This window comes from Imbroritus primus (assembly GCF_964332355.1).
Taxonomy (GTDB): Bacteria; Pseudomonadota; Gammaproteobacteria; order Burkholderiales; family Burkholderiaceae; genus Imbroritus; species Imbroritus primus.
Window position 1 is genome coordinate 1685647 of record NZ_OZ201293.1, and the last position, 25804, is coordinate 1711450.

Genomic DNA, 25804 nt, shown 5'->3' on the forward strand with positions numbered 1-25804 from the left:
TGTCCGGGAAGCCTTGTGGTGGAATCCACCCCCGCCACATCACGCGACGGCCGCGGCATCCCGATGCCGACCGCCCCGCTTCCCACGGGACACACTCCCCAAAAGCAAACGGCGCACATGAAGTCGCGCCGTTGCAGATCTCGCGGTACCGCGACCGGAAGAGCGCGAGCCCTCTTCCGGCCTGCGTACATTACAACGTACGCGCCACCTCGGTAATCTCGTAGACCTCGAGCTGGTCGCCTTCCATGATGTCGTTGAAGTTCTTGATCGACAGGCCGCATTCGAAGCCCTGCTTCACTTCCTTCACATCGTCCTTGAAGCGCTTGAGCGAATCGAGCTCGCCGTCGTGCAGCACCACGTTGTTGCGCAGCAGGCGCACACGCGAGGAACGCTTGACCATGCCATCGAGCACCATACAGCCTGCCACGGCGCCAACCTTCGGCACCTTGAAGACCTGGCGGATTTCGATCTGACCGATGACTTCCTCCTTTTTCTCCGGAGAAAGCATGCCCGACATGGCTGCCTTGACCTCGTCTACCGCATCATAAATGATGTTGTAGTAGCGGATATCGACGCCGTTGCTCTCGGCCAGCTTGCGGGCACCGGCATCGGCACGTGTGTTGAAGCCGATGATGACCGCCTTCGAAGCCGTCGCCAGGTTGACGTCGGATTCGGAGATACCACCCACCGCGGCGTGCACGATCTGCACGCGCACTTCGCCCGTCGACAGCTTGAGCAGCGATTGCGCCAGCGCTTCCTGCGAGCCTTGCACGTCGGCCTTGATGATCAGCGGCAGCGTCTTCACGTCGCCTTCCGTCATCTGCTCCATGAGGTTCTCGAGCTTGGCGGCCTGTTGCTTGGCCAGCTTCACGTCGCGGAACTTGCCCTGGCGGAACAGCGCAACCTCGCGGGCCTTGCGTTCGTCCGGCAGCACAACCACTTCCTCACCAGCACGCGGCACCTCGGACAGACCCTGGATTTCCACGGGAATCGAAGGACCAGCTTCCTTGATAGGACGCCCATTCTCGTCGAGCATTGCCCGGACACGGCCATATGCCGAACCTGCCAGCACGATGTCACCTCGCTTGAGCGTACCGCTCTGCACCAGGATCGTCGCCACGGGACCCTTGCCCTTGTCGAGCTGAGCTTCCACCACGAGACCCTTGGCGGGCGCATCGACCGGCGCCTTCAACTCCAGCACCTCGGCCTGCAGCAGCACCTGCTCGAGCAGATCATCAATGCCCGCACCCGTCTTGGCCGACACTGGCACGAATGGCGAATCGCCACCGTATTCTTCCGGCACGACTTCTTCGGCCACGAGTTCGGTCTTGACACGATCCGGGTTCGCCTCCGGCTTGTCGATCTTGTTGATCGCCACGACGATTGGCACACCCGCAGCCTTGGAGTGCGAAATCGCTTCCTTGGTCTGCGGCATCACGCCGTCGTCTGCAGCCACCACGAGGATGACGATGTCGGTTGCCTGCGCACCCCGGGCACGCATGGCCGTAAAGGCCTCGTGACCCGGCGTATCGAGGAAGGTGACCACACCACGCTCAGTCTCGACGTGATAGGCGCCGATGTGCTGCGTAATGCCACCGGCTTCGCCCACTGCAACCTTGGCGCGGCGGATGTAGTCCAGCAGCGAGGTCTTGCCGTGGTCGACGTGACCCATCACGGTCACGACCGGCGGACGCGGCAGCGCAACGGCATCGCTCGGCTCGGCACCCTCGATGATCAGCGCTTCCGGATCATCCAGCTTGGCGGCAAATGCCTTGTGGCCCATTTCTTCCACGACGATCATCGCGGTTTCCTGGTCCAGCACCTGGTTGATGGTCACCATCTGTCCGAGCTTCATCATCTGCTTGATGACCTCGGATGCCTTGACGGACATCTTGTGTGCCAGATCGCTGACGGAAATCGTTTCGGGCACGTGCACTTCACGCACCACCGGCTCGGTTGGCGCCTGGAAGGCATTGCGTCCATCGTCGGCCTGGGCACCATGGCGGTTGCGGCCACCGCCACGACCACCCGAACGCCAGCCGGCCACACCGCCAGAGCTGTCGCCGCGCGTCTTGAGGCCGCGCTTCTTGGCGCCTTCGTCCTGCCAGCCACCAGTCTTGCCTGGCTTGCCTTTCTTGTCAGCCGTCGTCGCCGTCGCGGGTGCCGTTGTCGTGGTCACCGGCTTCTTGGCATCCTTGCGCACTTCGGTACCCGGCGCCTTCACGGGTTTGTGCAGCGTTCCCGTGGTCTGCTCGGCCTTGCGCTCCTCGGCGGCGCGTTCGGCCGGCGTCTTCAGCACGCGGGCCGGCGCGGACATCATCTCGCGGATGGCCCGTGCTTCTGCCTCTGCGGCGGCACGGCGCTTGCGCGCAGCCTCTTCCTCGGCCTTGATCTTTTCGGATTCGATGCGCGCCTGCTCGGCGGCCTGCTGGGCGGCTTCGCGCTCCGAGGCGAGACGCGATGCATCTTCCTCGGCCTTCTTGCGCGGTGCTTCGTCTGCCGACTCGGCAGCCACCTTGGCAGCTTCAGCCTGTTCCAGCGCCTTCTGCTGGGCAAGCTCGACCTGACGGCGCTGTTCGGCCTCGAGGGCTTCCTGACGCGCGCGGCGCTCCGCCTCTTCGCGCTCCAGCGCTTCCTGGCGGGCCTTCAGATCGGCTTCCTGGCGGGCCAGCAGCTCGCTCTGGCGACGCGCCTCTTCTTCCCGGCGCGCCTGCTCGGCCGCGTCGACCACTGCGGCGGCGTTATCTTCCGGCTCCGCAGCGGCAGGCGTGGGATCGTCGCGCTTCATCAGCACGCGCTTCTTGCGCACCTCGACCTGGACAGTACGGGTCTTGCCCGTGGAATCCGCCTGACGGATCTCGGAGGTCTCACGCTTGGTCAGCGTGATTTTTTTGCGTGAACTGTCCAGCGGCGCGCCATGTGCGCGCTTCAGATGATCCAGCAGCTGGGCCTTGTCGGACTCGGTAATCGTATCTTCCGGCGAAGCCTTGCCCAGACCAGCCGCCTGCAGCTGTTCCAGCAGGTTGGCGGCGTCTCGGTTCAGTTCTGCGGCCAGTTGGGCAACGGTTGTGCTTGCCATTCAAACCCTTTCATTGCGTGTTTCACATGGGAACTGCGAATCGCGCCGAAGCGCGGTGACGAGTGCCTGTCAGTGAAACCAGTGTTCCCGCGCTTTCATGATCAGCACCTTTGCCTGCTCTTCGTCCATGCCGGTCATTTCGACCAGTTCATCGACTGCAAGCTCGGCGAGGTCATCGCGCGTGTGGATATTGCCTTCTGCCAGTTTGGCGATCAGCTCGGTATTCAGTCCTTCCAGCGTACGCAGTTCCTGCGACACCGCCTCGACCTTTTCTTCCTTGGCCAGCTCCATCGTCAGCAGCACGTCGCGGGCCCGGTTACGCAACTCGTTGACCGTGTCTTCGTCGAAGGCATCGATCTCGAGCATTTCCTGAAGCGGGACGTAAGCCACCTCTTCAAGTGTGGAGAAACCTTCTTCGATGAGGATGTCTGCCACTTCCTCGTCAACGTCCAGTTTCTGCATGAACAGCTCACGCACGACATTGCTCTCTTCCGCCTGCTTCTTGGCGGATTCGTCGGGCGTCATGATATTGATTTTCCAGCCGGTCAGTTCAGACGCGAGACGGACGTTCTGACCGCTGCGGCCAATGGAGATGGCGAGATTCTCTTCATCGACCACCACGTCCATGGCGTGCGTTTCCTCGTCGACCACGATCGACTGCACCTGGGCCGGGGCCAGCGCGCCGATGACGAACTGGGCCGGATCTTCCGACCACAGCACGATATCTACAGCCTCGCCGCCGACTTCATTGCGCACGGCGGTGACACGCGTGCCACGCACGCCGACACAGGTACCGATCGGATCAATGCGCTTATCGTGCGCCACCACGGCGATCTTGGCGCGCACGCCGGGATCACGGGCGGCCGCCTTGATCTCGAGCAGGCCCTGCTCCATTTCCGGCACTTCGTTCTCGAACAGCTTGACGAGGAACTCGGGGCACGTGCGCGACAGCTCGATCTGCGGGCCGCGGGCGGTGCGATCGACATTCATGATGTAGGCACGCACGCGGTCGCCAGTCCGCAGGTTTTCCTTCGGAATCATCTGCTCACGCGGCAGCAGTGCCTCGACGCGGCCAGTCTCGACGATCAAACCCTTCTTGTCGGCGCGCTTGATCGTGCCGGTCATGATCAGTTCGCCACGCTCGAGGTAATCGTTCAGGATCTGCTCGCGCTCGGCGTCGCGGATCTTCTGCAGGATCACCTGCTTGGCAGCCTGCGCGCCGATCCGGCCGAACTCCACCGATTCGATCTGCTCTTCGATATAGTCGCCCACTTCGACGGCGGAATCCTGTTCGCGCGCTTCGAACAGCAGGATTTCCTTGTCGGCTTCCTGCAGTCCGGCTTCGTCGGGCACAACCAGCCAGCGGCGGAAGGTTTCGTGTTCGCCGCTCTCGCGGTCGATCGACACGCGGATATCGACGTCTTCCTCGAAACGCTTCTTGGTCGCGGAGGCCAATGCCGCCTCCAGCGCACCATAGACGATGTCCTTGTCAACGTTTTTCTCGCGCGCCAGAGCATCGACGAGCAACAGAACTTCGCGGCTCATTGCTTGTTCCCTTTCTTCTGAGTTCTTTTGAAGTCGATCACCGGCACCAGCCTGGCCTTGTCGAGTTCCGCGAGCGTGAACTCCAGCAATGCCGGACCATCCTTGCTCTCGAATTCGAGACCGATCTTTTCCTCACCGGGCCCGCCGGTGGGTTCATGTACGATTCCGACAAAATTTTTCCGCCCATCCAGCGGAACGCGCAACGTCACCTTGGCTTCGGCGCCGGCGAAGCGGACAAAATCGGCCAGCTTGCGCAACGGCCGGTCCAGGCCTGGAGACGAGATCTCCAGACGCTCGTAAGCCACATTTTCCACCGTCAACAGGTGCGTCAACTGATGACTGACCTTTTCGCAGTCATCCACTCCGACGCCATTCTCGGCATGATCGATTGAAACGCGCAGCAGTCCGCCCGGGGCGCGCTCGACATCCACGAGCTCGTAACCCATTCCTTCGACGGTTTTTTCAATCAAATCAACCAGTTGCACGGTTTTCCTGAGAAATCACTAAGATACATAGGCGCCACTTGGGGCGCCACAAAATCAACCCCATCACCGCGCCAAAGCAAAAAAAAATGGGCGCAATGCCCATCATGTGCTCACCCGGCGCCAGATGAGTTTTGATAAGACTCGGATTTTAAACCGTTTTCACTGAAAAAGCAAAAGCAGGACAGGGAAGCGGCCGGGATTCCGGGCCGCCCCGCCTTAACGGTTGCCGTTGCGCCCGCGTCCTTGCGAGCGCCCACCTGGCCGGCTGAGCCCCGGCACATTGCTGGTAGAACTGCGCATCGGACCGATCAGCTCGCCTGCGCTGTTGTCGCGGCGCCCCCGGCCACGCGAAGGGCCGGACAGCATACCGCTACCAGTCGAGAAATAACCCATGGCGGTTTGCATGGGGTCGGGCTGGCCACGGCCGCGATTCTCCGTGCGCGGCCCCCGCCCTGGCTTGCCACCCTTGCCGCCTTGCGGCCTGGCCAACAGATCCGACGCCACCATCACGGCATTGTCGATCACCTTGCCGGTCCGGCGCTTGGCCGCACCGCCGTTCTTGGGCTGCTGTTGCCCCCGGCCACCGGCCGGCTTGCCCTGTGGGCCACCACTCTTGCGAGTGTCGGCACCTCCGGGCGCCTTCAGGCCGACGGCCTGCATGACGGCACGCACGTCTTCCGGCTTCAGTTCCTCCCAGCGGCCGCGCTTGAGCCCGCGCGGCAGCAGGAACTGGCCATAGCGCGTACGGATCAGCCGCGAGACCGTCAGGCCAACGGCTTCGAACATGCGGCGCACTTCGCGGTTGCGGCCCTCGGTCAGCGCCACGTGATACCAGTGGTTGCTGCCCTCCCCGCCGCCGTCCGCAATCCGCAGGAAGTTGGCCGGGCCGTCATCCAGCTCGATACCATGCAGCAACTTCTGCCGATCCGACTCCTGCAGCTCTCCAAGGGTCCGCACGGCGTATTCGCGCTCCACGCCATAGCGCGGATGCATAAAACGGTTGGCAAGATCACCCGAGGTCGTAAAGATGAGCAGGCCTTCGGTGTTGTAGTCGAGCCGCCCCACCGCCACCCATTTTCCAGACTTGATGCGCGGCAGGCTCTCGAATACGGTTGCACGTTTTTCGGGATCGGACTGGCTGACGATTTCGCCCGCTGGCTTGTGATACAGCAACACGCGCGGCGGCTTGGTGGCGATCTTGCGCTGCACTGGCTTGCCATTCACGCGAACCTGGTCAGTCGGCAGGATGCGCTGTCCGATATGCGCCGGCAAGCCATTGACGGATACGCGGCCCTGCAGGATCAGCTCCTCCATGTCGCGGCGCGATCCCATGCCGATCTCGGCCAGGATCTTGTGAAGCTTCGGAGCATCATCCTCGGCTGTCAGCTCGCGGCCCTTTTTCCTGGCCTCGCGCTGCGGATCATCGGGTGATGCATCGTCAAACTGGTCATATTCGCCGGACACGACATAACGAAACAGGTCGTCGCCGACGGTACCCGCCAGCGGGCGACCCGCGATGCCGCTGTCCGTGGGACGCGCCTGGGCTGCTGGCTGGCGCTTCTGCGGGTCACGGGCGTTCTGCTGACGCCCCCGGCCGCCGGCCTTCTGGCCTTTTCCTGCCGCCGGCTTGCCCGGCCGCGCCGAACCTGCCGGCTTTTGCCTGCCCGCGCCACCGCCGGTATCGGTACCGGCTTCCACGGCAGCCTCGCCCTGGTTCTCGGGCCGGCCCGGACGAGCGGCTTGCCGCCTTCCGGTGACGAGATTACGGGGGCCGCGGCGCAAACCCTTGCGGCGCGGGGCTTCACTGCCCTCCGCAGCCGGGTTGCCCGGCGCTGCGCCGGCATCGTCGTTACTGACCTTGGGCGTGTCGGCCATGCGGGTATCCTGCTGATGTTGATCTGTCACGTTAGTGATCTGGTTGAGTGTTGTCGCGACGCGCCTGCTCATCGGCGTCCGCGCTGCCGTCCGCATGCGCGTCCGGTTCACTTGTGGAATGATTGGCTGCTACGTGAGCCGATGCCGCCGGATCGGTGGGAGCAGCGCGCTGCGCCGACCGGTCGTCTTCGTCGTCTTCGTCGTCTTCGTCGTCTTCGTCGTCTTCGTCGTCTTCGTCGTCTTCGTCGTCTTCGTCGTCTTCGTCGTCTTCGTCGTCTTCGTCGTCTTCGTCGTCTTCGTCGGCTTGGGTCGTTTCGACCTCGGCAACGTCCGAAGCAGCACCGGCCTCGATGGCTGCCGCCTCTACGGCATCAACAGCGACCGAAGCAACCGCGCCAGCTTCCGCCTCTGCGGAGACGTCATTCGCTGCAGCATCTGCGTCTGCGGCCTCCGGGGCGAAGTCCATGCTTTCCTGGCTGGCCATCATGGCGGCGAGTTGCGCCTGTCCATCTTGCAGTTGCGGCAACTCGTCGAGCGAGCGCAGGCCCAGGTCGTCCAGGAAAGACTTGGTGGTCGCGTACAGGCCGGGCCGGCCTGGGACGTCACGGTGACCAATCACTTCGATCCAGCCGCGATCCTCGAGCTGCTTGATGATCTGCGTATTGACCGTCACGCCGCGGATTTCTTCGATATCGCCGCGCGTCACAGGCTGGCGATAGGCGATGATCGCCAGCGTTTCCATCACGGCCCGTGAGTATTTGGGGGGCTTTTCCGGGTTCAGGCGGTCCAGGTATTCGCGCAGATCCGGGCGACTCTGGAAACGCCAGCCAGTGGCCAAGGCGACCAGCTCGACACCACGCCCCTCCCAGTCGAGCCGCAGCTCTTCAAGCAGGACGCGAATCGTATCCGGGCCGATTTCTTCGGCAAACAGCTTGCGGAGATCGTTGACGCGCAAGGGTTCCTGCGCGCAGATCAGCGCCGTCTCGAGGACGATTTTCGCCTCATGAGTATTCATGTAGGTGTGCGATCAGTTTTGGTCTGGCAGCCGGTGGTGCCCGGGCGCCCGGGATTCTTGGGTTCAATCTGGCGAAACGGCGTTGCCGGTTCGCAGCCAGCAGCCGGGAAAGTGCAGGGACCGCCAGAACGACAGGCTGCAACAGTCACACGACTTCGGAAAACGGGATTACACGGCTTGCCTGGTGTTGCCACCGGTGGCCCGTCACAGGAATCATGCAGGAAACATGTGTGTGCCGGGGCTGGCTTCCGTTGAATCAGGGCCTGCGGTCCTAGCACCGGGCCATCTGAATACTGCTTTTCCCGGATTGTAGGCGAATTCCGCGATCGGCTGCAATACGTCGGCAGCGGGACGGGGCGCGACGACCGTACACCGTCGCTAGAATGTCACGCAGAAGCCTTGCGCCAGCAATGCATCCGGCAGATGCACGGCCCGGTACAGTCCGAGCAGTCCGAAGCCGGTGACGGCCAGCGCCAGTGTACCGCGCACGGCGGGCCGCCGGACCCAGTGCCGCAGCCAGCCCGCGCCGCCCGAGAGCAACAGGAGATTAGGCAAGGTGCCGGCGCCAAACGCCAGCATGACCAGCGCGCTGCCAACCGGATTACCGGCCAGCAGCGCCAGTGCCAGCGCACCATATACCATCCCGCAGGGAATCAGCCCCCACCCGAGCCCGGCGACATAACGCTGCAGGACCGGCCGCCCGGCCAGCCAGTGGCCGAACGCGGCATGCCCTGGCAGCGTGCGCATCAGCCGGCCCAGCCACAGGCCCATACGCCCCGCCCAGCCGGTCCGGTCGCGGGAGTTTGGCAGCATGAGCAACAGGCCGTAGGCGATCATCCAGAAACTGCCCGCGGCGAACAGCCAGCGCTGAACCGGCAGCCACGACTGCTGCCAGACCAGCATGCCGAGTGCGCCCAGCACCCCGCCCAGTATGGCGTAAGTGGTCAGGCGGCCCAGGTGCATGACCCATTGTTCCAGCCACAGCCGGCCTGGCCTTACCTGCCGCAGCGGCAACGCCATGCGGTCTTCGGCCAGCACGGCGACCCCGCCGCACATCGCAGCACAATGAACACCGCCGAGCAGGGCCATCACGAAGGCACTGAAGAGGATCCCGGTTGTCATACGGACTTCACCCCGAGAGGCGCGGTAAGGGGTACAATCCCCGCGTTGATGGTTTTAAGGCAGGTTTTGCCGTGCTTATTCGAACGCCCGTCGCCGAAAACGGTACCCGCTGCTCGACCTGTGCCCTGGGTCAGATCTGCCTGCCTGTCGGCATTGCCGCCGAAGACGCGACCAGGATGGATGCGTTGGTCAGCGAACGCGTCCGTATTCCTCGCGGCAAGCTGCTGTACCGTCAGGGCGACCCGCTGACCACCGTCTACGGCGTGCGCTTCGGTACCCTGAAGACCGTCCTGACGCTGCAGGATGGCCGCAGCCAGATCACCGGCTTTCACCTGCCGGGCGAAATCGTCGGCCTTGACGGCCTGGGCAAGATGGTGCACGTGTCGGACGCCATCGCGCTGGAAGATAGCGAAGCCTGTGTGCTGCGGTTCGATGAACTCCAGGAACTGGCGCGCGAACTCCCTTCCCTGCAGATCCAGATCATGCGCCTGATGAGCAACGAGATCTCGCGCGACCATGACATGCTCGTGATGCTCGGCGCCATGCGCGCCGAAGAGCGGCTGGCAGCCTTTCTGCTGAACCTGTCGCAACGCATGTCCACGCGCGGATACTCCGCCACGGAATTTCTCCTGCGCATGAGCCGCGAGGAAATCGGCAGCTACCTCGGCCTGAAGCTGGAGACCGTCAGCCGGCTGTTCTCGCGCTTCGCCGAATCCGGTTTCATCCAGGTCAAGCAACGCCAGGTCAAGCTGGTGGACATGGATGCCCTGCGCCAGCTGGTCGGTTCCCGCTGCTGAGCAATGAGCTGCCGCATGCCGTGGCACGGCATGCCGGCTACCGGCGCAGATCATCTTGTGCCGGCTCCATCAGCGGATCACGCAATCCGGTAATGACGTAGGCGGTCAGCAACCCGGACATCGTGCACATTCCCCACAGCATGAAGAAGCCGATGGTGTAGGCTGCCATGCGCGACAGCTCGACATCCACGCCAAACACCTGGATGTCGTCCGGGTTGAACATTGAAAACAGCAGGCCTTCGGCCAGCCCGGCGACCAGGAATGCCGGCCACAGCACCGCCAGCAGGATCCGCACTGTCATGGCCGCTCCTGGCGGGCCGGCGCAGCAGTCGCCTGGACCTGCTCGACCTTGAGCCCCTGCTTGCTGACGCCCTGCACGATTTCCTTGTCGGCTCCGGACACGGCGAGCCAGATGGTCACGCCACAGCCCACCATTGCCACGGCCGGACCGGCCATCAGCAGCCAGGGCCAGGGCTCCTTCCACCATACCTTGCTTTCAGTCGCTGCTTTCATCACGCGCTCCTATGATCGCGGTTCTGGTTGGGCGGTACGTGATCGCGATGTACGACCCACCTTCCTGATTATCTCGGCACAATAAAACTCGACGCTTCGTTGATCTCCGCGCCGCCATCCGGCTGCAGGGAAGCGATGCGAAAGCGAATGGCATGTGTGCCCGGCTCGGCTGCATCCATCGGCAGGCGCAGACGCACCGGCACCAGCAGGTTGGACGCTGCTGCCACCACCACCACGCCCTCCGTCTCGGTCGGCAGGCCACGTACCTGCAGTGCCGGCAGGCCCTCGGCCGTGATGCGCAGCGGCATCGGCGACTCGGTGGTGTTGATCAACTGCAGGCGGTATACGTTCTCGATCATGCCGCCCTCCACTTCCCGCGCCAGCGCGCCCCGGTCGCGGATGACATCGACCTTGAGCGGCGAACGCATCGCCAGTGCGGTAAAGAAGGCCCCTACCAGCACGATCCACAGCACGCTGTAGATCAGGATGCGCGGACGCTTGATATGGCGCCGTGCCTCGGCGGGCGTGAGGCGCTCCTCGATGGCGCGCTCCGACGTGTAGCGGATCAGGCCACGCGGATACATCATCTTGTCCATGACCTGGTCGCACGCATCGATACAGGCGCCACAGCCGATGCACTCGTACTGCAGGCCATCGCGGATGTCGATGCCGGTCGGACAGACCTGCACGCAGATACGGCAGTCGACGCAATCACCCAGGCCAGCCGCGCGATGGTCTTCGCGCTTGGAACGCTTACCGCGCGGGTCGCCACGTACCGGATCATACGTCACCACCAGCGTATCGTGATCGACCATCACGCTCTGGAAGCGAGCATATGGGCACATGTACTTGCAAACCTGTTCGCGCAGGAAGCCCGCATTGCCCCAGGTGGCAACGCTGTAGAACAGCAGCCAGAAGGTTTCCCACGGACCGAGGCTGAAGGTCGCGACTGCCTGGCCCAGCTCGCGGATCGGGGTGAAGTAGCCGACGAAGGTAAAGCCGGTCCACAGGGCGATGGCGCCCCAGGCCAGATGCTTGGCGGTCTTCAGGCGCAGCTTGCGCAGTGACCATGGATCGCTGTCGAGGCGGATCCGCGCAAAGCGATCGCCCTCGATCTTGCGCTCGATCCACATGAAGATTTCGGTGTAGACCGTTTGCGGGCACGCATACCCGCAGAACAGGCGCCCGGCCAACGCGGTGAACAGGAACAGCGAGAGCGCTGAAATCACCAGCAGAACCGTCAGGAAGATAATGTCCTGCGGCCACATCACGAGCCCGAAGATATGGAATTTACGTCCGGCGAGATCGAACAGCACGGCCTGCCGGCCATTCCATGACATCCACGGCAACCCGTAGAACAGCAGCTGGGTCAGCAGCACCGTCCACACGCGCCACCGGGCGAACAGCCCGGACACGGCGCGCGGATAGATCTTGCGTCGAACCTCGTACAGCGCCGCTTCCACGCTTTCTGGCTGCGTGGATTGTTGGGGCTGCATGGGCTGCCAGTCCGGAGGTGCCGGGGTACTCATATCCGTTCCTTATTGCATTCCAACGCGCTGCGGGATAACCGTGCCGGGGCGCCAGCCCCGGGCACGGCCGAACACAGCTCTAGCGTGCCGCGCCATTCGACAGACCCCAGACGTAGGCGCTGATCATGCGCACTTTTTCCGGTGTCAGGATTTCTTCATGGGCAGGCATCACGTTATTGCGGCCCTTGAGAATCGTTTCCACGATGGTGCGTTCCGAACTGCCATACAGCCATGTGCGGTCGGACAGATTCGGTGCGCCCAGGGCCTGGTTGCCCTTGCCGCCCGCGCCATGGCATGCCACGCAATTCGCCTTGTACAGCGGCTCACCGCGCGCCACGCGAATCGGATCGGCAGGCAGCCCGGACAGCGAGCGCACGTATTGCGCGACATCGCCGGCCTTGTTGCCGTCGAGTTGCGCCGCAAACGGCGGCATGATGCCGTTACGGCCTTTCAGGATCGATTGCGTGATCGTGTCGGGCTCGCCGCCATACAGCCAGTCGCCATCGGTCAGATTCGGAAAGCCCTTACTACCGCCCGCGTCGGAGCCATGGCATTGCGCACAGTAGTTCAGGAACAGGCGCTGGCCGATCTCGCGCGCCTGGCTATCCTTGGCGATTGCCGGCACGTCCATCTGCATGTACTTCGCATATAGCGGACGTACGTTGGCCTCGACCTCGGCCTGCTGCTTGGCCAACGCATCGCGCGTGGTGTACTGCAGGGTGCCCTTGTAGGTACCGAGGCCCGGATAGAGCACCAGATAGGCCAGACCGAATACGCACGCCAGGATGAACATCCAGGCCCACCAACGTGGCAATGGATTGTTCAGCTCACGCAGGTCTCCGTCCCAGACATGCCCGGTCGTATCGTCGACCGAACCATCCGGCTTGAGCTGCACGGTGGTCTTGCGCTGCGACCACAGCAGCCACAGGCACCATGCGATACCGATGAGGGAAATGGCGGCGATGTAGTATCCCCAGCCGGCGGAAAAGAAGTCGCTCATTGTCAGTATCCTGTCTTGGAGTCCTCTGCCTCGTCGGGCAGCGCGAACGGCAGCATGGCCGCATCACGGTTGGCCGCCTGTCGGCCTTTCGACCATGCCCAGCAGACGATGCCGATGAATGTCGCCATGGAGATCACCGTGGCCAGTGCGGAAAGCATGCCCATCATTGCTCCTTCTGCGCACCCAGGCGCACAGGTTTAAGCGCGGTGCCGAGGCCCTGCAGATAGGCGACCATCGCGTCTTCCTCGCTCTTGCCCGCAAGCTCGGCTTTGGCGCCAGCAATCTGCGCATCGGTATAAGGCACGCCTAGCGTGCGCAAAGTCCGCATGCGTACCTCGATATCGTGCGTCGCGACAGGCGTCTTCTCCAGCCACGGGTAAGCCGGCATGTTCGACTCCGGCACTACGTCGCGCGGATTGCGCAGGTGGATACGGTGCCAGTCATCTGAATAGCGGCCGCCAACCCGCGCCAGATCCGGGCCGGTACGCTTGGAGCCCCACAGGAACGGCCGGTCGAACACCGACTCGCCGGCGACCGAATAGTGGCCATAGCGTTCCGTCTCGGCCTGGAGCGTACGCACGTGTTGCGAGTGGCAACCCACGCAGCCCTCGCGGATATAGATGTCGCGCCCCATCAGGCGCAGCGGCGAATACGGCACCACGCCCGGGGTGGGTTGGGTCGTGGAATGCTGGAAGAACAGCGGCACGATCTGGACCAGACCGGCGATGCTGACCACGACGATGGTGGCCAGGATCAGCCAGCCGATGTTCTGCTCAAGCGTCTCGTGCGAGAAGAAGCGGCGCTTGCCTTGATTCATGATTCCGCCTCCTGGTTAGTGGCTGGTTGCCGTAGCCGGCAGGGACTGGGGAATGACCGCTTCGAACGCCGGCTTGCCGTACGCCGTCCGGAATACGTTCCAGGCCATCAGGAACATACCGCCGAGGAAGCACAGGCCACCCGCGAGGCGAATCACGTAGAACGGATAGGTGGCCTTGACCGATTCCACGAAGGTGTAGGTCAGCGTGCCGTCAGGCTGCACGGCGCGCCACATCAGGCCCTGCATCACGCCGGCGATCCACATCGCGGCGATGTACAGCACCACGCCGCCAGTGGCGATCCAGAAATGCAGCTCGATGGCGCGCGTGCTGTACATCTCTTTCTGGCCGAACAGGCGCGGCACCATGTAGTACAGCGAGCCGATAGTGATCATGGCCACCCAGCCCAGTGCACCGGAGTGCACGTGACCAATGGTCCAGTCGGTATAGTGCGACAGGCCGTTCACCGTCTTGATCGACATCATCGAACCTTCGAAGGTCGACATGCCGTAGAACGACAGGGCCACCACCAGGAACTTGAGGATCGGATCGGTCCGCAGCTTGTGCCAGGCACCCGACAGCGTCATGATGCCGTTGATCATGCCACCCCAGGACGGCGCCAGCAGGATCAGCGAGAACACCATGCCAAGCGACTGCGCCCAGTCCGGCAGTGCGGTGTATTGCAGGTGGTGCGGGCCGGCCCACATATAGGTGAAGTTCAGCGCCCAGAAGTGGACGATAGACAGGCGGTACGAGTAGATCGGACGTTCAGCCTGCTTGGGCACGAAGTAATACATCATGCCGAGGAAGCTGGTGGTCAGGAAGAAGCCGACTGCATTGTGGCCATACCACCACTGCACCATCGCGTCTTGCACCCCGGCATAGGCGGAATACGACTTCCACAGCGTGGCAGGCAGTTCCATGTTGTTGACGATGTGCAGCAGCGCGATCGTCAGGATGTAGGCGCCAAAGAACCAGTTGGCGACATAGATGTGGCGCGTCTTGCGCTTGACGATCGTGCCAAAAAACACCACCGCATACGCCACCCAGACCAGCGTGATGAGGATGTCGATCGGCCACTCCAGTTCGGCATACTCCTTGGAGGTCGTGATGCCCAGCGGCAGCGTAATCGCCGCAGCGACAATCACTGCCTGCCAGCCCCAGAAGGTAAAAGCCGCGAGCTTATCGGACAGCAGCCTCACCTGGCAGGTGCGCTGCACGACGTAATAGGAGGTGGCAAACAATGCCGAGCCGCCAAAGGCAAAGATCACCGCATTGGTATGCAGCGGTCGCAGGCGGCCATAGGTCAGCCAGGGAATATCGAAATTGAGCGAGGGCCAGATCAGCTGAGCGGCAATCAGCACCCCCACGGCCATGCCGACGATCCCCCAGACGACCGTCATGATGGTGAATTGCCGCACCACCTTGTAGTTGAACGTATCCGCCGTAGGCGTCAACGATTGGGACGCACCCATACTACCCCCCGAGTGTCAAAATAAGTCGATGGGAGCATGTTAGGCGGGCCCTGTGCAATCCGCGTTGATCCAGGTCAAGCGGAGGCGCTTTCACATGGTGGACAGGGAACTGTTGCAAAAAAGCGGTAGAACGCCATATTCCGGCACGGTTGCGCCGGACGGTCAGTGCGCCCGGTCGTCGTCGAGCAGCACCGACTGCGCCGGGCGCTCCAGATCATCGTACTGGCCCGAGCGCAGCGCCCACCACAGGCCCCAGGCAATCGCCACGACCAGCACCAGGCTCAGGGGAATCAGGAGGAACAGGGTTTCCATCTTAGAACTCGCTCAAGACCGATGCGCGCCGCGCGACAGGCGCCATGCGTTGCCGACTACCAGCAACGACGACAGCGACATACCGATGGCCGCCAGCCAGGGCGGCATCCATCCGACCATGGCCAGCGGGATCGCCGTGACATTGTAGGCGAAGGCCCAGCCGAGGTTCTGGCGAATCACGCGGCGCGCCTTCCGTGCGAATGCCAGGGATGTGCCGACCACCCCGATGTCCCCGCCATTCAGGACCGCGTCCGCTCCGGCCTGCGCCAGCGGCGCGCCGCTGCCGATGGCGATGGAAGCATCGGCCTGCGCGAGCACCGGCGCATCATTGATGCCGTCGCCGACGGCCAGCACGGTCTTGCCCTGCGCCTGCAACGCCTTGACATACGCGCGCTTGTCCTCGGGGCTGACACCGCCAGCAGCGTGCACAATCCCCAGTTCGCCTGCCCACCACGCGACCGTCGTCGGCGCGTCGCCGGACACGAGGTGCACGGTGCACCCCTGTTCGCGCAGGTCGTCGAGCAGGCTGCGCGCCGCCTCGCGCAGCGTATCCTGCAGCGTCACGCAAGCCAGCGGGCCATGTGTGTCTGCCAGCCAGATGCGCGTCTGTCCCGCTGCGGGCGACGGCGCTACCGTGCCTGCCCAGGCTTTCGCATCGCCTGCGGCAATACCATGACTGGCGCCCTCACCGCCATACAGCGCCTGGGTGAATGCCAGGCTGCCGATGCGCACTTCACCCTGCGGAGTATCCATTGTCATGCCCCGCCCCGGCACGGCCCGCACCGTGCCGGCCGCCACCGGCGCGATGCCGCGCTGGGCCGCCTCGGTACAGAGCGCGCGTGCCAGCGGATGCTCGCTGGCCTGCTCTATGCCGGCCATGAGCGCCAGGCACGCTTCCGCACTGGCCGGGCCGTACGTGACGATGTCCGCGACCATGAACCGGCCGTGCGTAAGCGTGCCGGTCTTGTCGAGCATGACGTCGCTCACGCCGGCCAGCGTCTCGATCATCCGGCCGCGCGTCACCAGCAGCCCGCATCGCGCCAACGCGCCGTGTGCCGCCGCCAGTGCCGCCGGTGTCGCCAGCGAGAGCGCGCAGGGGCAGCTCACCACCAGCACGGTGACCATCACCTGCAGCGCGCGGGACGGGTCGACCCACCACCACACTAGCCCCGACAGTGCTGCCAGTATGAGCAGCACCAGCACGAAGACCGAGGCCACGCGATCCGCCATGACGGCTGCCGGCGGTCGCTCCGCCAACGCCCGGTCGAGCAGTTGCACGATGCCCGCCAGGCGGGTGCCGGCACCAACTTCCGTGACTTCCACGACGATCGGGCTGCTGCAGTTGAAACTCCCTGCGAGGACAGCGTCGCCTGCGGCGCGCGGCACCGGCAGGCTTTCACCGGACAGCAGCGATTCATCCACGTCTGTCTGGCCATCCTGCACCACGCCATCCGCAGGAATCGTTTCACCGGGCCGGATACGGATCCTGTCACCGTGGCGCAGGCGTACCACGGGCACGACCTCGGCGCTGCCGGAGGCGTCCAGCCGCTCGACCGTGGCCGGTAGCTGGCGCGCCAGCGCCTCGGCTCCGCTGCGCGCCGACTGGCGCGCCCGCAATTCGAGATAACGCGCCGCCAGCAGGAAGGCGACGAACATGGTGACTGAGTCGTACCAGACGTCGCCACGATCCAGAATCGTGGCGGCCAGGCTGGCGAGGAAGGCCGCGCCGATACCCAGTGCAACCGGCACATCCATGCCGAGGTGACGCCGCCGCAGATCGCGCCATGCGCCGGCAAAAATGGGCTGGGCTGAATACAGCACCACCGGTAGCGTCAGCAAGAGGCTAGCCCAGCGGAGCAAGGTCAGGTGATCAGGATCGATGGAATAGGCATGGGTATACACCGGCCACGCATACATCATCACCTGCATCATGCCCAGCATCGCCACGCCCAGCCGCATCAGCAGGCTGCGGCGCTCGCGTCGGGCGTGGGCATCGGAGCGGGCCGCCTCGAATGGCCATGCCGGATAGCCGATCTCCGCCATGCGGCGCAGCAGGCTGGACAGTTGGCAGGTGCTGCGGCGCCACCGCACGGTAGCGCGCCCGGTACTGAAATTGACCTGCGCGGACTGCACGCCCGGCAGCTTCTCCAGCGTCTGCTCGATCAGCCAGACGCAGGCGGCACAACGGAGCTGCTCGACGGCAAGCGTACATTCCAGCACATCGTCGCCCACCGGGCGGGTGAACTGTGCCATCAGCTCCGGGGCATCGTAGGCCTGCCAGCGACGTTCGGCATCCTGCAACGCGGCCCCCTCCAGCGGCGTGGCAAAACGCGTGTCGGCACGGTATAGATGGCCAAAACCGCCGGCATGGATGGTCTCCGCCAGCGCCTGGCAGCCCGCGCAGCAGAACGCCGCCGGCACGTCGCCCAATGTCGTGTGCCAAGGTGTGTCCGCGGGCATCGGCTGGCCGCAGTGGTAGCAGCCGGCTTCCGTCGCTGCTGCAACCGGCGTGCGCATCTGCATCACGGCCGCGGCGCCGGCCGGCGCAGGAAAATCGGAGCCAAGGGTACCCATGGTCCACAGTATGCCCGTGTGGTCTGGAACGTGGGTTGATCTGGGTCAATGGCATCCCGGAGTGGCAAGACGCAGATCCATGGAGGGGCTGTCACGCATCCGGGCAAGCAGCGGCTCCCCGTCCCGCCGGCCTCACGCCAAGTCATCCGGACCACGCTCAAAAGATGCGTACAATGCCGCCCACAACCCTATCGGACACCATCGTGAAAAAGACTGATCTCGAGAAAAACAAGGCGCTCAAACTGATCCACAACATGAAGCGCACCACCCTGCCCGTCCAGGCTGGCGGCAAGCCGGTGGACCGGCGCGAACAGCGCCGCCTCGATCAGGCACAAGGGCTGGTGCCGTTTGCGGTCAAGCTGAACGGTGAACTGGTAAAAGCCCTGCACGCCGAGGCACAAGCGCGCCAGATCAGCGTGAATGCGCTGGTCAGCGAGCTGCTTGAAAAGGGCCTGAAGGGCTGAGGGACTGCAGGCCGAAAAGGCTGAAGACCGAAAGGCCGAGGCGTCCAAGGTGCGGCGGACTGAACGGCCGGGCACCCGCCTCAGGTGAGTGCGGTATCGACCACGCGGCGTGGCGCCTCCAGATATTCGCGCGATTGCATCTCGATGATGCGCGACACCGTGCGGTGAAATTCGCCAGACATCGGACCCTCGGTGTACAGATCCACCGCCGGCACCTCCGCCGACATCAGCAGCTTGACCTTGTGATCGTAGAACACGTCGATCAGCCAAGTGAAGCGGCGCGCCTCGGAGGCCATGCGGGGCGTCATCTTTGGCACGTCCGAAAGCACCACGGTGTGGAATTGCGTGGCGATTTCCAGATAGTCGTTCTGTGAGCGCGGTCCGCCGCACAGCGTCGCAAAATCGAACCATACGGCACCGCCGGCCTTACGCAGCGCGTGGATCTCGCGATGTTCGATGTGAAGGATGGGCGACTCGTCCGCCACGCCAGCCACCGCCGTGAAGGCATCACGCAGGGCCGCATTGGCCTTGGCATCGAGCGGCGTGTGATAGGCATCCACCTGCTCCAGCGCACGCTTGCGGTAATCGGTGCCGACATCGACGTTCAGGATGTCGAGCTTGTCCTGCAGCAGCGCAATCGCCGGCAGGATACGCTCACGATGCAAACCATCCGGATACAGCAGGTCGGGCCGGTAGTTGGAGGTCATCACGAACTGCACGCCATTGGCGAACAGCTGGTCCAGCAACTTGTGCAGCATCATGGCATCGGCCACGTCGCTCACATGGAATTCGTCGAAACAGATCAGGCGATAGCGCTTGGCAATCCGCTTGGCGAGCACGTCGAGCGGGTCGGCCGTGCCACGCAGCTCTTCGAGCTCGCGATGCACCTCGCGCATGAATTCATGGAAATGCAGGCGGGTCTTGCGCACCAGCGGCACGCATTGATAAAAACAGTCCATCAGGAACGATTTGCCGCGCCCCACCCCGCCCCACAGATAGACGCCACGCGGCACCTCGGGGCGATTAAGGAATTTCTTAAGCGCCGAACCGCGCTTCTGCTTGTACGCCACCCACTCGTCATAGCATTGCTGCAGACGTGCAACGGCGCGCCGCTGGGCCTCGTCGGACTGATAGCCACGCTGCTGGAGTTCGTGTTCGTAAGCCTGCTGAACGTTCATCGTCGAAAATCGCCGGCACGCGTTGCGTGCTGCCGGCCGGATGTCACATGACACCGGCTGGCGGGAACCACTTGAAAATGCCCCACGCTTGCCGCCATGCGGCGGCGCTGCCCCCGGGAAGACGTGCATTGCCCTGGGGCGGCCCTGCAATCAAAAACGGCACGCCTTGCGCGTGCCGTCTTGTCATTACATATTGAGCGCGCGCTTGTCGACCGCGAGGGCCGCTTCGCGCACCACCTCGGACAGCGAGGGATGCGGATGGCAGACGCGGGCGATATCCTCGCTTGCCGCCTTGAACTCCATCGCCACCACGGCTTCCGCGATCAGGTCGGAGGCATTGGCGCCAATGATATGTACGCCGAGAATCTCGTCGGTCTTGGCGTCCGCAATCACCTTCACGAAGCCGTCGGCGGCGCCCATGCCCAGCGCACGGCCATTGGCCATGAACGGGAACTGGCCAGCCTTGGTCTCGCGGCCTTCAGCCTTGAGCTGCTGCTCGGTCTTGCCGACCCAGGCGATTTCCGGCGAAGTGTAGATCACCCACGGGATGCAGTTGTAGTCGATGTGCGGCTTCTGGCCGGCGATGCGTTCGGCCACGGCCACGCCTTCGTCTTCCGCCTTGTGCGCCAGCATCGGTCCGCGCACCACGTCGCCGATTGCCCAGATGCCGGGCACGGTCGTGGCGCAGTGGTCATCCACGGGGATGAAGCCGCGTTCGTCTACAGCCAGGCCGACGGCGTCGAGACCCAGCTTGTCGGTGTTCGGCACGCGGCCGATCGACACGATCAGCTTGTCGCACTCGAGCGTCTTTTCCGACCCGTCGGCAGCCGTGTAGGCCAACGACACGCCCTTCTTGTCGGCCTTCACGTTACCGATCTTGACGCCCAGCTCGAACTTCAGGCCCTGCTTGGTGAACAGCTTCTGCGCTTCCTTGGCCACACCGGCATCCACCGCGCCCAGGAAGGCCGGCAGCGCTTCGAGGATGGTCACGTCTGCGCCCAGGCGGCGCCACACCGAACCGAGTTCAAGGCCGATCACGCCCGCGCCGATGACGCCGAGCTTCTTCGGCACTTCGCCGAATTTCAGTGCACCTTCGTTGTCGCACACCATCACGTTGTCGACCGGAATCGATGGCAGGTGGCGCGCCTTGGAGCCGGTAGCGATGATGACCTGCTTGGCCTTCACCGTCTCTGCGCCATCCTTGCCGGCGATCTCGATCTGATAGCCACCGTCGGCCTTGCCGACGAACTTGCCGTGACCCTTGAGCAGCGTGACCTTGTTCTTGCGGAACAGGAACTCGATGCCCTTGGTCATCTTGCCGACGATGTCATCCTTGCGCTTGAGCATCTTGGCGACATCCACCGCCACGTCCTTCACGGTGATACCGTGATCGGCCAGGTGGTGATTCACGTTCTCGACTTCCTCCGACGACGCCAGCAGCGCCTTCGACGGGATGCAACCAACGTTCAGGCAGGTACCGCCCAGACGCGGCTCACCCTTGGGATCATCGTAGGGATTCGATTCGCAGCAGGCAACGTTCAGGCCCAGCTGGGCAGCACGGATCGCAGCGATGTAGCCACCGGGGCCTGCGCCGATGACCAGCACATCAAATTCTTTGCTCATGAAGAAATCCTTTGGTTCGCTGTTTCCGCACACGCAGAAACAGAAACATCAATAAGCAGGAAAACCTGTTCAGGATCCGTAGCGAGCGGCCCGAGGTTGGCCCGAGAAGCACAGCCGTACATGGGTACGGCGAGCATCACAGGGCCAAGATCGGGGCGCGCAGTAGGATCATGAGCAGGTTTTACAGGTCGAGGAGGAGGCGGGCCGGGTCTTCCAGCGCTTCCTTCATCGCCACCAGGCCCAGCACGGCTTCGCGGCCGTCGATGATGCGGTGGTCGTACGACATTGCCAGGTAGTTCATCGGACGGATCACGATCTGGCCATCGACCACCACGGCGCGGTCCTTGGTGGCGTGCACGCCCAGGATCGCGGACTGCGGCGGGTTGATGATCGGCGTCGACAGCATCGAACCGAACGTACCGCCGTTGGAGATCGAGAACGTACCGCCCGTCAGCTCTTCCAGCGACAGCTTGCCGTCACGCGCCTTGGCGCCGTACTCGGCGATCTTCTTCTCGATGTCGGCCAGCGACATCTGGTCTGCATTGCGCAGAATCGGTACCACGAGGCCGCGCGGCGAACCGACCGCGATACCAATGTCGAAATAGCCGTGGTAGACGATGTCGTTGCCGTCGACCGAGGCATTGATGACCGGGTACTTCTTCAGCGCGTGCACGGCCGCCTTGACGAAGAACGACATGAAGCCGAGCTTGACGCCGTGTTCCTTCTCGAAGCGATCCTTGTACTTGGCACGCAGGTCCATCACCGGCTTCATGTCGACTTCGTTGAAGGTGGTAAGGATGGCGTTGGTCGACTGGGACTGCAGCAGGCGCTCGGCAATCCGTGCGCGCAGTCGGCTCATCGGCACGCGCTCTTCCGGGCGCTCGCCGAGCACGGCAAAATCAACCGGTGCGGAAACCTGTTGCAGGGCCGGACGTGCTGCCGGGGCAGCCGGTGCGGCGGCCGGCGCCTTGGCGCCCGAAGCGACAGCACCCAGCACGTCACCCTTGGTGATGCGGCCATCCTTGCCGCTGCCGGCCACCTGGCCAGCCGACAGGTTGTTCTCGGCCATCAGCTTGGCAGCCGAAGGCATGGCCGTGGCTGAAGCCGAAGCGCTCGCCGGCGCAGCGGCAGCGACCGGCGCGGCAGGTGCGGCGGCAGCCGGTGCCGGAGCAGCAGCGGCCGGCGCGGCCACCGCAGTCGAAGCATCGGTATTGATGCGCGCGATGACTTCGTCGGCGACGACGGTATCGCCGTCGTTGCGCACCAGTTCGGCAAGCACGCCAGCCGACGGAGCGGGCACTTCGAGCACGACCTTGTCGGTCTCGACTTCAATCAGGATTTCATCCACCGCCACGGCTTCGCCGGGCTTCTTCTTCCAGGTGAGCAGCGTGGCTTCGGCCACGGATTCGGACAATTGGGGGACCTTGACGTCAACGATTGCCATTTCAGATATTCCTTCGTGAATTCGGTTATTCGGGTCGGCTGTGTAGCCAGGCAAATGCGCAGGGCATGCGCGTCATCGCACATGCCCCGGCAGCAATCACTTGGTCAGCACGAAGCCCTTGAGTTTGGAGAAGGCCGCATCAAGCAGTTGCTTTTGCTGTTCGGCATGCTTGGCGTAGTAGCCGACGGCCGGCGACGCGGAGGCTGCACGGCCGGCATAGCCGAGCTTCTGGCCTTCGGTCATGTTCTCCATCAGGTAGTGCTGCACGAAGAACCAGGCGCCCTGGTTCTGCGGCTCGTCCTGGCACCAGACGATCTCGGTGGCATTCGGATACTTCTTCAGTTCCGCAGCGGCCGCCTTGTGCGGGAACGGGTACAGCTGCTCCACGCGGATGATCGCCACATCGTTGTCGCCACGCTCGCGGCGGGCATTCACGAGGTCGTAGTACACCTTGCCCGAGCATGCGATAACACGCTTGACCTTGGCGGCGTTGATGTCTTCCTGCTCGCCGATCACGGTCTCGAAATGACCCTTGGCCAGTTCGCTCAGCTGCGAGGTCGCATCCTTGTTACGCAGCAGCGACTTCGGCGTGAAGATGATCAGCGGCTTGCGGAACATGCGGATCATCTGGCGGCGCAGCAGGTGGAAGATCTGTGCCGGCGTGGTCGGCTGCACCACTTGCATGTTGTTGTCAGCGCTCAGTTGCAGGAAGCGTTCGATACGGCCCGAGCTATGCTCCGGACCTTGCCCTTCGTACCCGTGCGGCAGCATCAGCGTCAGGCCCGAGGCACGGCCCCACTTGACTTCACCCGAGGAAATGAACTGGTCGATCACGACCTGTGCACCGTTGACGAAGTCACCGAACTGGGCTTCCCAGATCACCAGCGCATTCGGCTCGGCGGTCGAGTAGCCATATTCAAAGCCAAGCACAGCCTCTTCGGAGAGCACGGAGTCGATGACGGTGAACGGCGCCTGGTTTTCCGACACGTTCTGCAGCGGCACGTAGGTACCGGCATCCCAGCGCTCACGCTTCTGGTCATGCAGGACGGCATGGCGGTGCGTGAAGGTACCACGGCCAGCATCCTGGCCAGTGATGCGCACCGGATAGCCGGAGGCCACCAGCGACGCAAACGCCAGGTGCTCGCCCATGCCCCAGTCCAGCGGCAATTCTCCACGGCCCATGGCGGCGCGATCCTTGATCACGCGCTCGACCAGCGGATGAACCTTGAGGTCTTCCGGAATGGTCGTGATACGTTCAGCCAGACGCTTCAGCTCGGTCACCGGCACGGACGTGTCGGCGGCGTCAGTCCACTTCTTGTTGAGGAACGGCAGCCAGTCTACCGAGAACTTGTTCTTGTAGTTCGACAACACCGGATCGACCGTGTGCTTGCCGGCATCCAGCGCGCTGCGGAATGCCTGTGCCAGTTCGTCGCCGTAGGCCGCATCAACCACGCCCTGTGCCGCCAGCTTGTCGGCGTACAGCTTGCGCGTGCCCGGATGCGCAGCAATTTTCTTGTACATCAGCGGCTGGGTGACGGCCGGGGTATCCTGCTCGTTGTGGCCCAGCTTGCGGTAACAGATGATGTCGACGACCACGTCCTGGCGGAACTCGGTGCGGTAGTCCACGGCCAGCTGCATGGCGAACACCACGGCTTCGGGATCATCGCCGTTCACGTGCAGGACCGGGGCCTCGATCATCTTGACCACGTCCGAGCAATACAGCGTCGAACGGCTGTCGCGCGGGTCCGAGGTGGTAAAGCCAATCTGGTTGTTGATGACGATGTGCACAGTACCACCGGTACCGTAGCCACGCGTCTGGGCCAGGTTCAGCGTTTCCATGACCACACCCTGGCCGGCAAAAGCAGCGTCGCCGTGCACCAGCACCGGCAGTACCTGCGTGCCTTGGACGTCGCCACGGCGCTCCTGGCGCGCCTTGACGGAACCCTCGACCACCGGGTTGACGATCTCGAGGTGCGACGGGTTAAAGGCCAGCGACAGGTGAACCGGGCCGCCCGCGGTCGAGACATCGCTTGAGAAGCCCTTGTGGTACTTCACGTCACCGGCCGGCAGGTCATCGACGTGCTTGCCTTCGAATTCGGCGAACAGGTCGGCGGGCATCTTGCCCAGCGTGTTGACCAGCACGTTCAGACGGCCACGGTGGGCCATGCCGATGATGATTTCCTGCACGCCCTTGACACCGCCGTGCTGGATCAGTTCGTCCATGGCGGCGATGAAGCTCTCGCCACCTTCAAGCGAGAAACGCTTCTGGCCGACATACTTGGTGTGGAGGAAGCGCTCGAGGCCTTCGGCGGCCGTCAGGCGCTCCAGGATGTGCTTTTTCTTTTCGGTGCTGAACACCGGCTTGGTACGGCTGCTTTCGAGCCGTTCCTGCCACCAGCGCTTCTGCGTCTGGTCGCTGATGTACATGAACTCGGCGCCGATGTTGCTCGAATACGTCTCGCGCAGGTTGGTGAGCAGCTCGCGCAGGCTCATCGAATCCTTGCCGAAATACGTGTTGTTCGTGTTGAAGACGATATCGAGATCGGCATCGGAGAAGCCGTAGAACGCCGGGTCGAGATCCGGCACGTCCGGGCGTTCCTGGCGCTTGAGCGGATCGAGGTCGGCCCAGCGCAGGCCGATATTGCGGTAGGCGGCGATCAGCTGCGTCACGGCGACACGCTTGCGGCCCATCTCGGCATCGGCGGAAGCAACGATGGTGCGGATCGGACCCTGCTTGGCGCGCTCGGCGAACGAGGCAATGATCGGCGCATGCGGCACGTCGCGTGCATCGCTGCCATCCACGGCAGGCACGTTCTGCATCGCGTCGAAATATGCGCGCCAGTTGTCGGGTACGGAAGTGGGATTGTCCAGATAGGCTTCGTACAGCTCTTCCACGTACGGCGCGTTGCCGCCAAAGAGGTACGAGTTGCTCTTGTATTGCTGCATCATTGGGTGCTCA

At 63.5% G+C, this 25804-nt stretch carries 21 protein-coding genes; 2 read left to right on the forward strand and 19 right to left on the reverse strand.

The features are described 5' to 3' along the window. Window positions 1–190: 190 nt before the first annotated feature. From infB to ACQ3C8_RS07770, 6 genes are all read right to left on the reverse strand, one after another. On the reverse strand, window positions 191–3079 hold the full coding sequence (gene infB / locus ACQ3C8_RS07745) for a translation initiation factor IF-2 (protein WP_428851182.1): 2889 nt from the start codon (window positions 3077–3079) through the stop codon (window positions 191–193). A gap of 69 nt (window positions 3080–3148) precedes the next feature. Beyond that, entirely contained in the window at window positions 3149–4624 is a 1476-nt protein-coding gene (gene nusA, locus ACQ3C8_RS07750) for a transcription termination factor NusA (protein WP_428851183.1), read from the reverse strand. Beyond that, window positions 4621–5109, reverse strand: a complete 489-nt coding sequence (gene rimP / locus ACQ3C8_RS07755) for a ribosome maturation factor RimP (protein ID WP_009523951.1) — start codon at window positions 5107–5109, stop codon at window positions 4621–4623. Before rimP ends, nusA begins: the two co-directional genes overlap by 4 nt. A gap of 216 nt (window positions 5110–5325) precedes the next feature. Beyond that, window positions 5326–6984 (reverse strand): pseudouridine synthase, encoded by a 1659-nt coding sequence (locus ACQ3C8_RS07760; protein WP_428851184.1) that lies wholly within the window; start codon window positions 6982–6984, stop codon window positions 5326–5328. 31 nt (window positions 6985–7015) lie between these two features. Continuing rightward, window positions 7016–7999 carry an SMC-Scp complex subunit ScpB gene (gene scpB, locus ACQ3C8_RS07765; protein WP_428851185.1) on the reverse strand — a complete coding sequence of 328 codons (984 nt, stop codon included), beginning with the start codon at window positions 7997–7999 and terminating at the stop codon, window positions 7016–7018. A gap of 378 nt (window positions 8000–8377) precedes the next feature. After that, on the reverse strand, window positions 8378–9121 hold the full coding sequence (locus ACQ3C8_RS07770) for a sulfite exporter TauE/SafE family protein (protein ID WP_428851186.1): 744 nt from the start codon (window positions 9119–9121) through the stop codon (window positions 8378–8380). Window positions 9122–9192: 71 nt separating this feature from the next. Here ACQ3C8_RS07770 and fnr point away from each other — a divergent pair, with 71 nt between their 5' ends. After that, entirely contained in the window at window positions 9193–9918 is a 726-nt protein-coding gene (gene fnr / locus ACQ3C8_RS07775) for a fumarate/nitrate reduction transcriptional regulator Fnr (RefSeq protein WP_428851187.1), read from the forward strand. 37 nt (window positions 9919–9955) lie between these two features. On the opposite strand, the gene ACQ3C8_RS07780 is transcribed toward fnr, so the two are convergent. The 9 genes from ACQ3C8_RS07780 to ACQ3C8_RS07820 all read right to left on the reverse strand — a co-directional run bounded on the left by ACQ3C8_RS07780 (window position 9956) and on the right by ACQ3C8_RS07820 (window position 18136). After that, window positions 9956–10219 (reverse strand): hypothetical protein, encoded by a 264-nt coding sequence (locus ACQ3C8_RS07780; protein ID WP_428851188.1) that lies wholly within the window; start codon window positions 10217–10219, stop codon window positions 9956–9958. Beyond that, a complete protein-coding gene (locus ACQ3C8_RS07785) occupies window positions 10216–10431 on the reverse strand; it encodes a FixH family protein (RefSeq protein WP_009524183.1) in 216 nt (71 codons plus the stop codon). Before ACQ3C8_RS07785 ends, ACQ3C8_RS07780 begins: the two co-directional genes overlap by 4 nt. A gap of 68 nt (window positions 10432–10499) precedes the next feature. After that, window positions 10500–11927, reverse strand: a complete 1428-nt coding sequence (ccoG, locus tag ACQ3C8_RS07790; protein ID WP_428851189.1) for a cytochrome c oxidase accessory protein CcoG — start codon at window positions 11925–11927, stop codon at window positions 10500–10502. A gap of 112 nt (window positions 11928–12039) precedes the next feature. Next, complete coding sequence (gene ccoP, locus ACQ3C8_RS07795) at window positions 12040–12960, reverse strand: cytochrome-c oxidase, cbb3-type subunit III (RefSeq protein WP_428851190.1); 921 nt, start codon at window positions 12958–12960, stop codon at window positions 12040–12042. Window positions 12961–12962: 2 nt separating this feature from the next. Next, window positions 12963–13127, reverse strand: a complete 165-nt coding sequence (locus ACQ3C8_RS07800) for a cbb3-type cytochrome oxidase subunit 3 (RefSeq protein WP_083840489.1) — start codon at window positions 13125–13127, stop codon at window positions 12963–12965. After that, a complete protein-coding gene (ccoO, locus tag ACQ3C8_RS07805) occupies window positions 13124–13777 on the reverse strand; it encodes a cytochrome-c oxidase, cbb3-type subunit II (RefSeq protein ID WP_009524179.1) in 654 nt (217 codons plus the stop codon). The genes ACQ3C8_RS07800 and ccoO overlap by 4 nt, the downstream gene beginning before the upstream one ends. A gap of 15 nt (window positions 13778–13792) precedes the next feature. Then, entirely contained in the window at window positions 13793–15250 is a 1458-nt protein-coding gene (gene ccoN, locus ACQ3C8_RS07810; RefSeq protein ID WP_428851191.1) for a cytochrome-c oxidase, cbb3-type subunit I, read from the reverse strand. A 162-nt stretch (window positions 15251–15412) separates the two neighbouring features. Continuing rightward, window positions 15413–15562: a cbb3-type cytochrome oxidase assembly protein CcoS gene (ccoS, locus tag ACQ3C8_RS07815; RefSeq protein ID WP_009524177.1), complete on the reverse strand. Its 150-nt coding sequence runs from the start codon at window positions 15560–15562 to the stop codon at window positions 15413–15415. 12 nt (window positions 15563–15574) lie between these two features. Then, complete coding sequence (locus ACQ3C8_RS07820; protein WP_428851192.1) at window positions 15575–18136, reverse strand: heavy metal translocating P-type ATPase; 2562 nt, start codon at window positions 18134–18136, stop codon at window positions 15575–15577. Window positions 18137–18309: 173 nt separating this feature from the next. Here ACQ3C8_RS07820 and ACQ3C8_RS07825 point away from each other — a divergent pair, with 173 nt between their 5' ends. After that, window positions 18310–18600: a toxin-antitoxin system HicB family antitoxin gene (locus ACQ3C8_RS07825; RefSeq protein WP_428851193.1), complete on the forward strand. Its 291-nt coding sequence runs from the start codon at window positions 18310–18312 to the stop codon at window positions 18598–18600. An 80-nt stretch (window positions 18601–18680) separates the two neighbouring features. Here the strand turns inward: ACQ3C8_RS07825 and zapE are convergent, their stop codons facing one another. The 4 genes from zapE to ACQ3C8_RS07845 all read right to left on the reverse strand — a co-directional run bounded on the left by zapE (window position 18681) and on the right by ACQ3C8_RS07845 (window position 25794). Next, window positions 18681–19778 carry a cell division protein ZapE gene (gene zapE, locus ACQ3C8_RS07830; protein WP_428851194.1) on the reverse strand — a complete coding sequence of 366 codons (1098 nt, stop codon included), beginning with the start codon at window positions 19776–19778 and terminating at the stop codon, window positions 18681–18683. 186 nt (window positions 19779–19964) lie between these two features. Continuing rightward, window positions 19965–21401: a dihydrolipoyl dehydrogenase gene (gene lpdA, locus ACQ3C8_RS07835; RefSeq protein ID WP_428851195.1), complete on the reverse strand. Its 1437-nt coding sequence runs from the start codon at window positions 21399–21401 to the stop codon at window positions 19965–19967. 181 nt (window positions 21402–21582) lie between these two features. After that, window positions 21583–22845 carry a 2-oxoglutarate dehydrogenase complex dihydrolipoyllysine-residue succinyltransferase gene (odhB, locus tag ACQ3C8_RS07840; protein ID WP_428851196.1) on the reverse strand — a complete coding sequence of 421 codons (1263 nt, stop codon included), beginning with the start codon at window positions 22843–22845 and terminating at the stop codon, window positions 21583–21585. A gap of 96 nt (window positions 22846–22941) precedes the next feature. After that, window positions 22942–25794 carry a 2-oxoglutarate dehydrogenase E1 component gene (locus ACQ3C8_RS07845; RefSeq protein ID WP_009524171.1) on the reverse strand — a complete coding sequence of 951 codons (2853 nt, stop codon included), beginning with the start codon at window positions 25792–25794 and terminating at the stop codon, window positions 22942–22944. Window positions 25795–25804 lie beyond the last annotated feature (10 nt).

Coding starts and splice junctions, on each gene's coding strand:
- infB (WP_428851182.1), bottom strand. CDS start 3,079: ATGGCAAGCACAACCGTTGCCCAACTGGCCGCAGAACTGAACCGAGAC.
- nusA (WP_428851183.1), bottom strand. CDS start 4,624: ATGAGCCGCGAAGTTCTGTTGCTCGTCGATGCTCTGGCGCGCGAGAAA.
- ACQ3C8_RS07760 (WP_428851184.1), bottom strand. CDS start 6,984: ATGGCCGACACGCCCAAGGTCAGTAACGACGATGCCGGCGCAGCGCCG.
- scpB (WP_428851185.1), bottom strand. CDS start 7,999: ATGAATACTCATGAGGCGAAAATCGTCCTCGAGACGGCGCTGATCTGC.
- ACQ3C8_RS07770 (WP_428851186.1), bottom strand. CDS start 9,121: ATGACAACCGGGATCCTCTTCAGTGCCTTCGTGATGGCCCTGCTCGGC.
- ACQ3C8_RS07780 (WP_428851188.1), bottom strand. CDS start 10,219: ATGACAGTGCGGATCCTGCTGGCGGTGCTGTGGCCGGCATTCCTGGTC.
- ACQ3C8_RS07785 (WP_009524183.1), bottom strand. CDS start 10,431: ATGAAAGCAGCGACTGAAAGCAAGGTATGGTGGAAGGAGCCCTGGCCC.
- ccoG (WP_428851189.1), bottom strand. CDS start 11,927: ATGCAGCCCCAACAATCCACGCAGCCAGAAAGCGTGGAAGCGGCGCTG.
- ccoP (WP_428851190.1), bottom strand. CDS start 12,960: ATGAGCGACTTCTTTTCCGCCGGCTGGGGATACTACATCGCCGCCATT.
- ACQ3C8_RS07800 (WP_083840489.1), bottom strand. CDS start 13,127: ATGATGGGCATGCTTTCCGCACTGGCCACGGTGATCTCCATGGCGACA.
- ccoO (WP_009524179.1), bottom strand. CDS start 13,777: ATGAATCAAGGCAAGCGCCGCTTCTTCTCGCACGAGACGCTTGAGCAG.
- ccoN (WP_428851191.1), bottom strand. CDS start 15,250: ATGGGTGCGTCCCAATCGTTGACGCCTACGGCGGATACGTTCAACTAC.
- ccoS (WP_009524177.1), bottom strand. CDS start 15,562: ATGGAAACCCTGTTCCTCCTGATTCCCCTGAGCCTGGTGCTGGTCGTG.
- ACQ3C8_RS07820 (WP_428851192.1), bottom strand. CDS start 18,136: ATGGGTACCCTTGGCTCCGATTTTCCTGCGCCGGCCGGCGCCGCGGCC.
- ACQ3C8_RS07825 (WP_428851193.1), top strand. CDS start 18,310: ATGCCGCCCACAACCCTATCGGACACCATCGTGAAAAAGACTGATCTC.
- zapE (WP_428851194.1), bottom strand. CDS start 19,778: ATGAACGTTCAGCAGGCTTACGAACACGAACTCCAGCAGCGTGGCTAT.
- lpdA (WP_428851195.1), bottom strand. CDS start 21,401: ATGAGCAAAGAATTTGATGTGCTGGTCATCGGCGCAGGCCCCGGTGGC.
- odhB (WP_428851196.1), bottom strand. CDS start 22,845: ATGGCAATCGTTGACGTCAAGGTCCCCCAATTGTCCGAATCCGTGGCC.
- ACQ3C8_RS07845 (WP_009524171.1), bottom strand. CDS start 25,794: ATGATGCAGCAATACAAGAGCAACTCGTACCTCTTTGGCGGCAACGCG.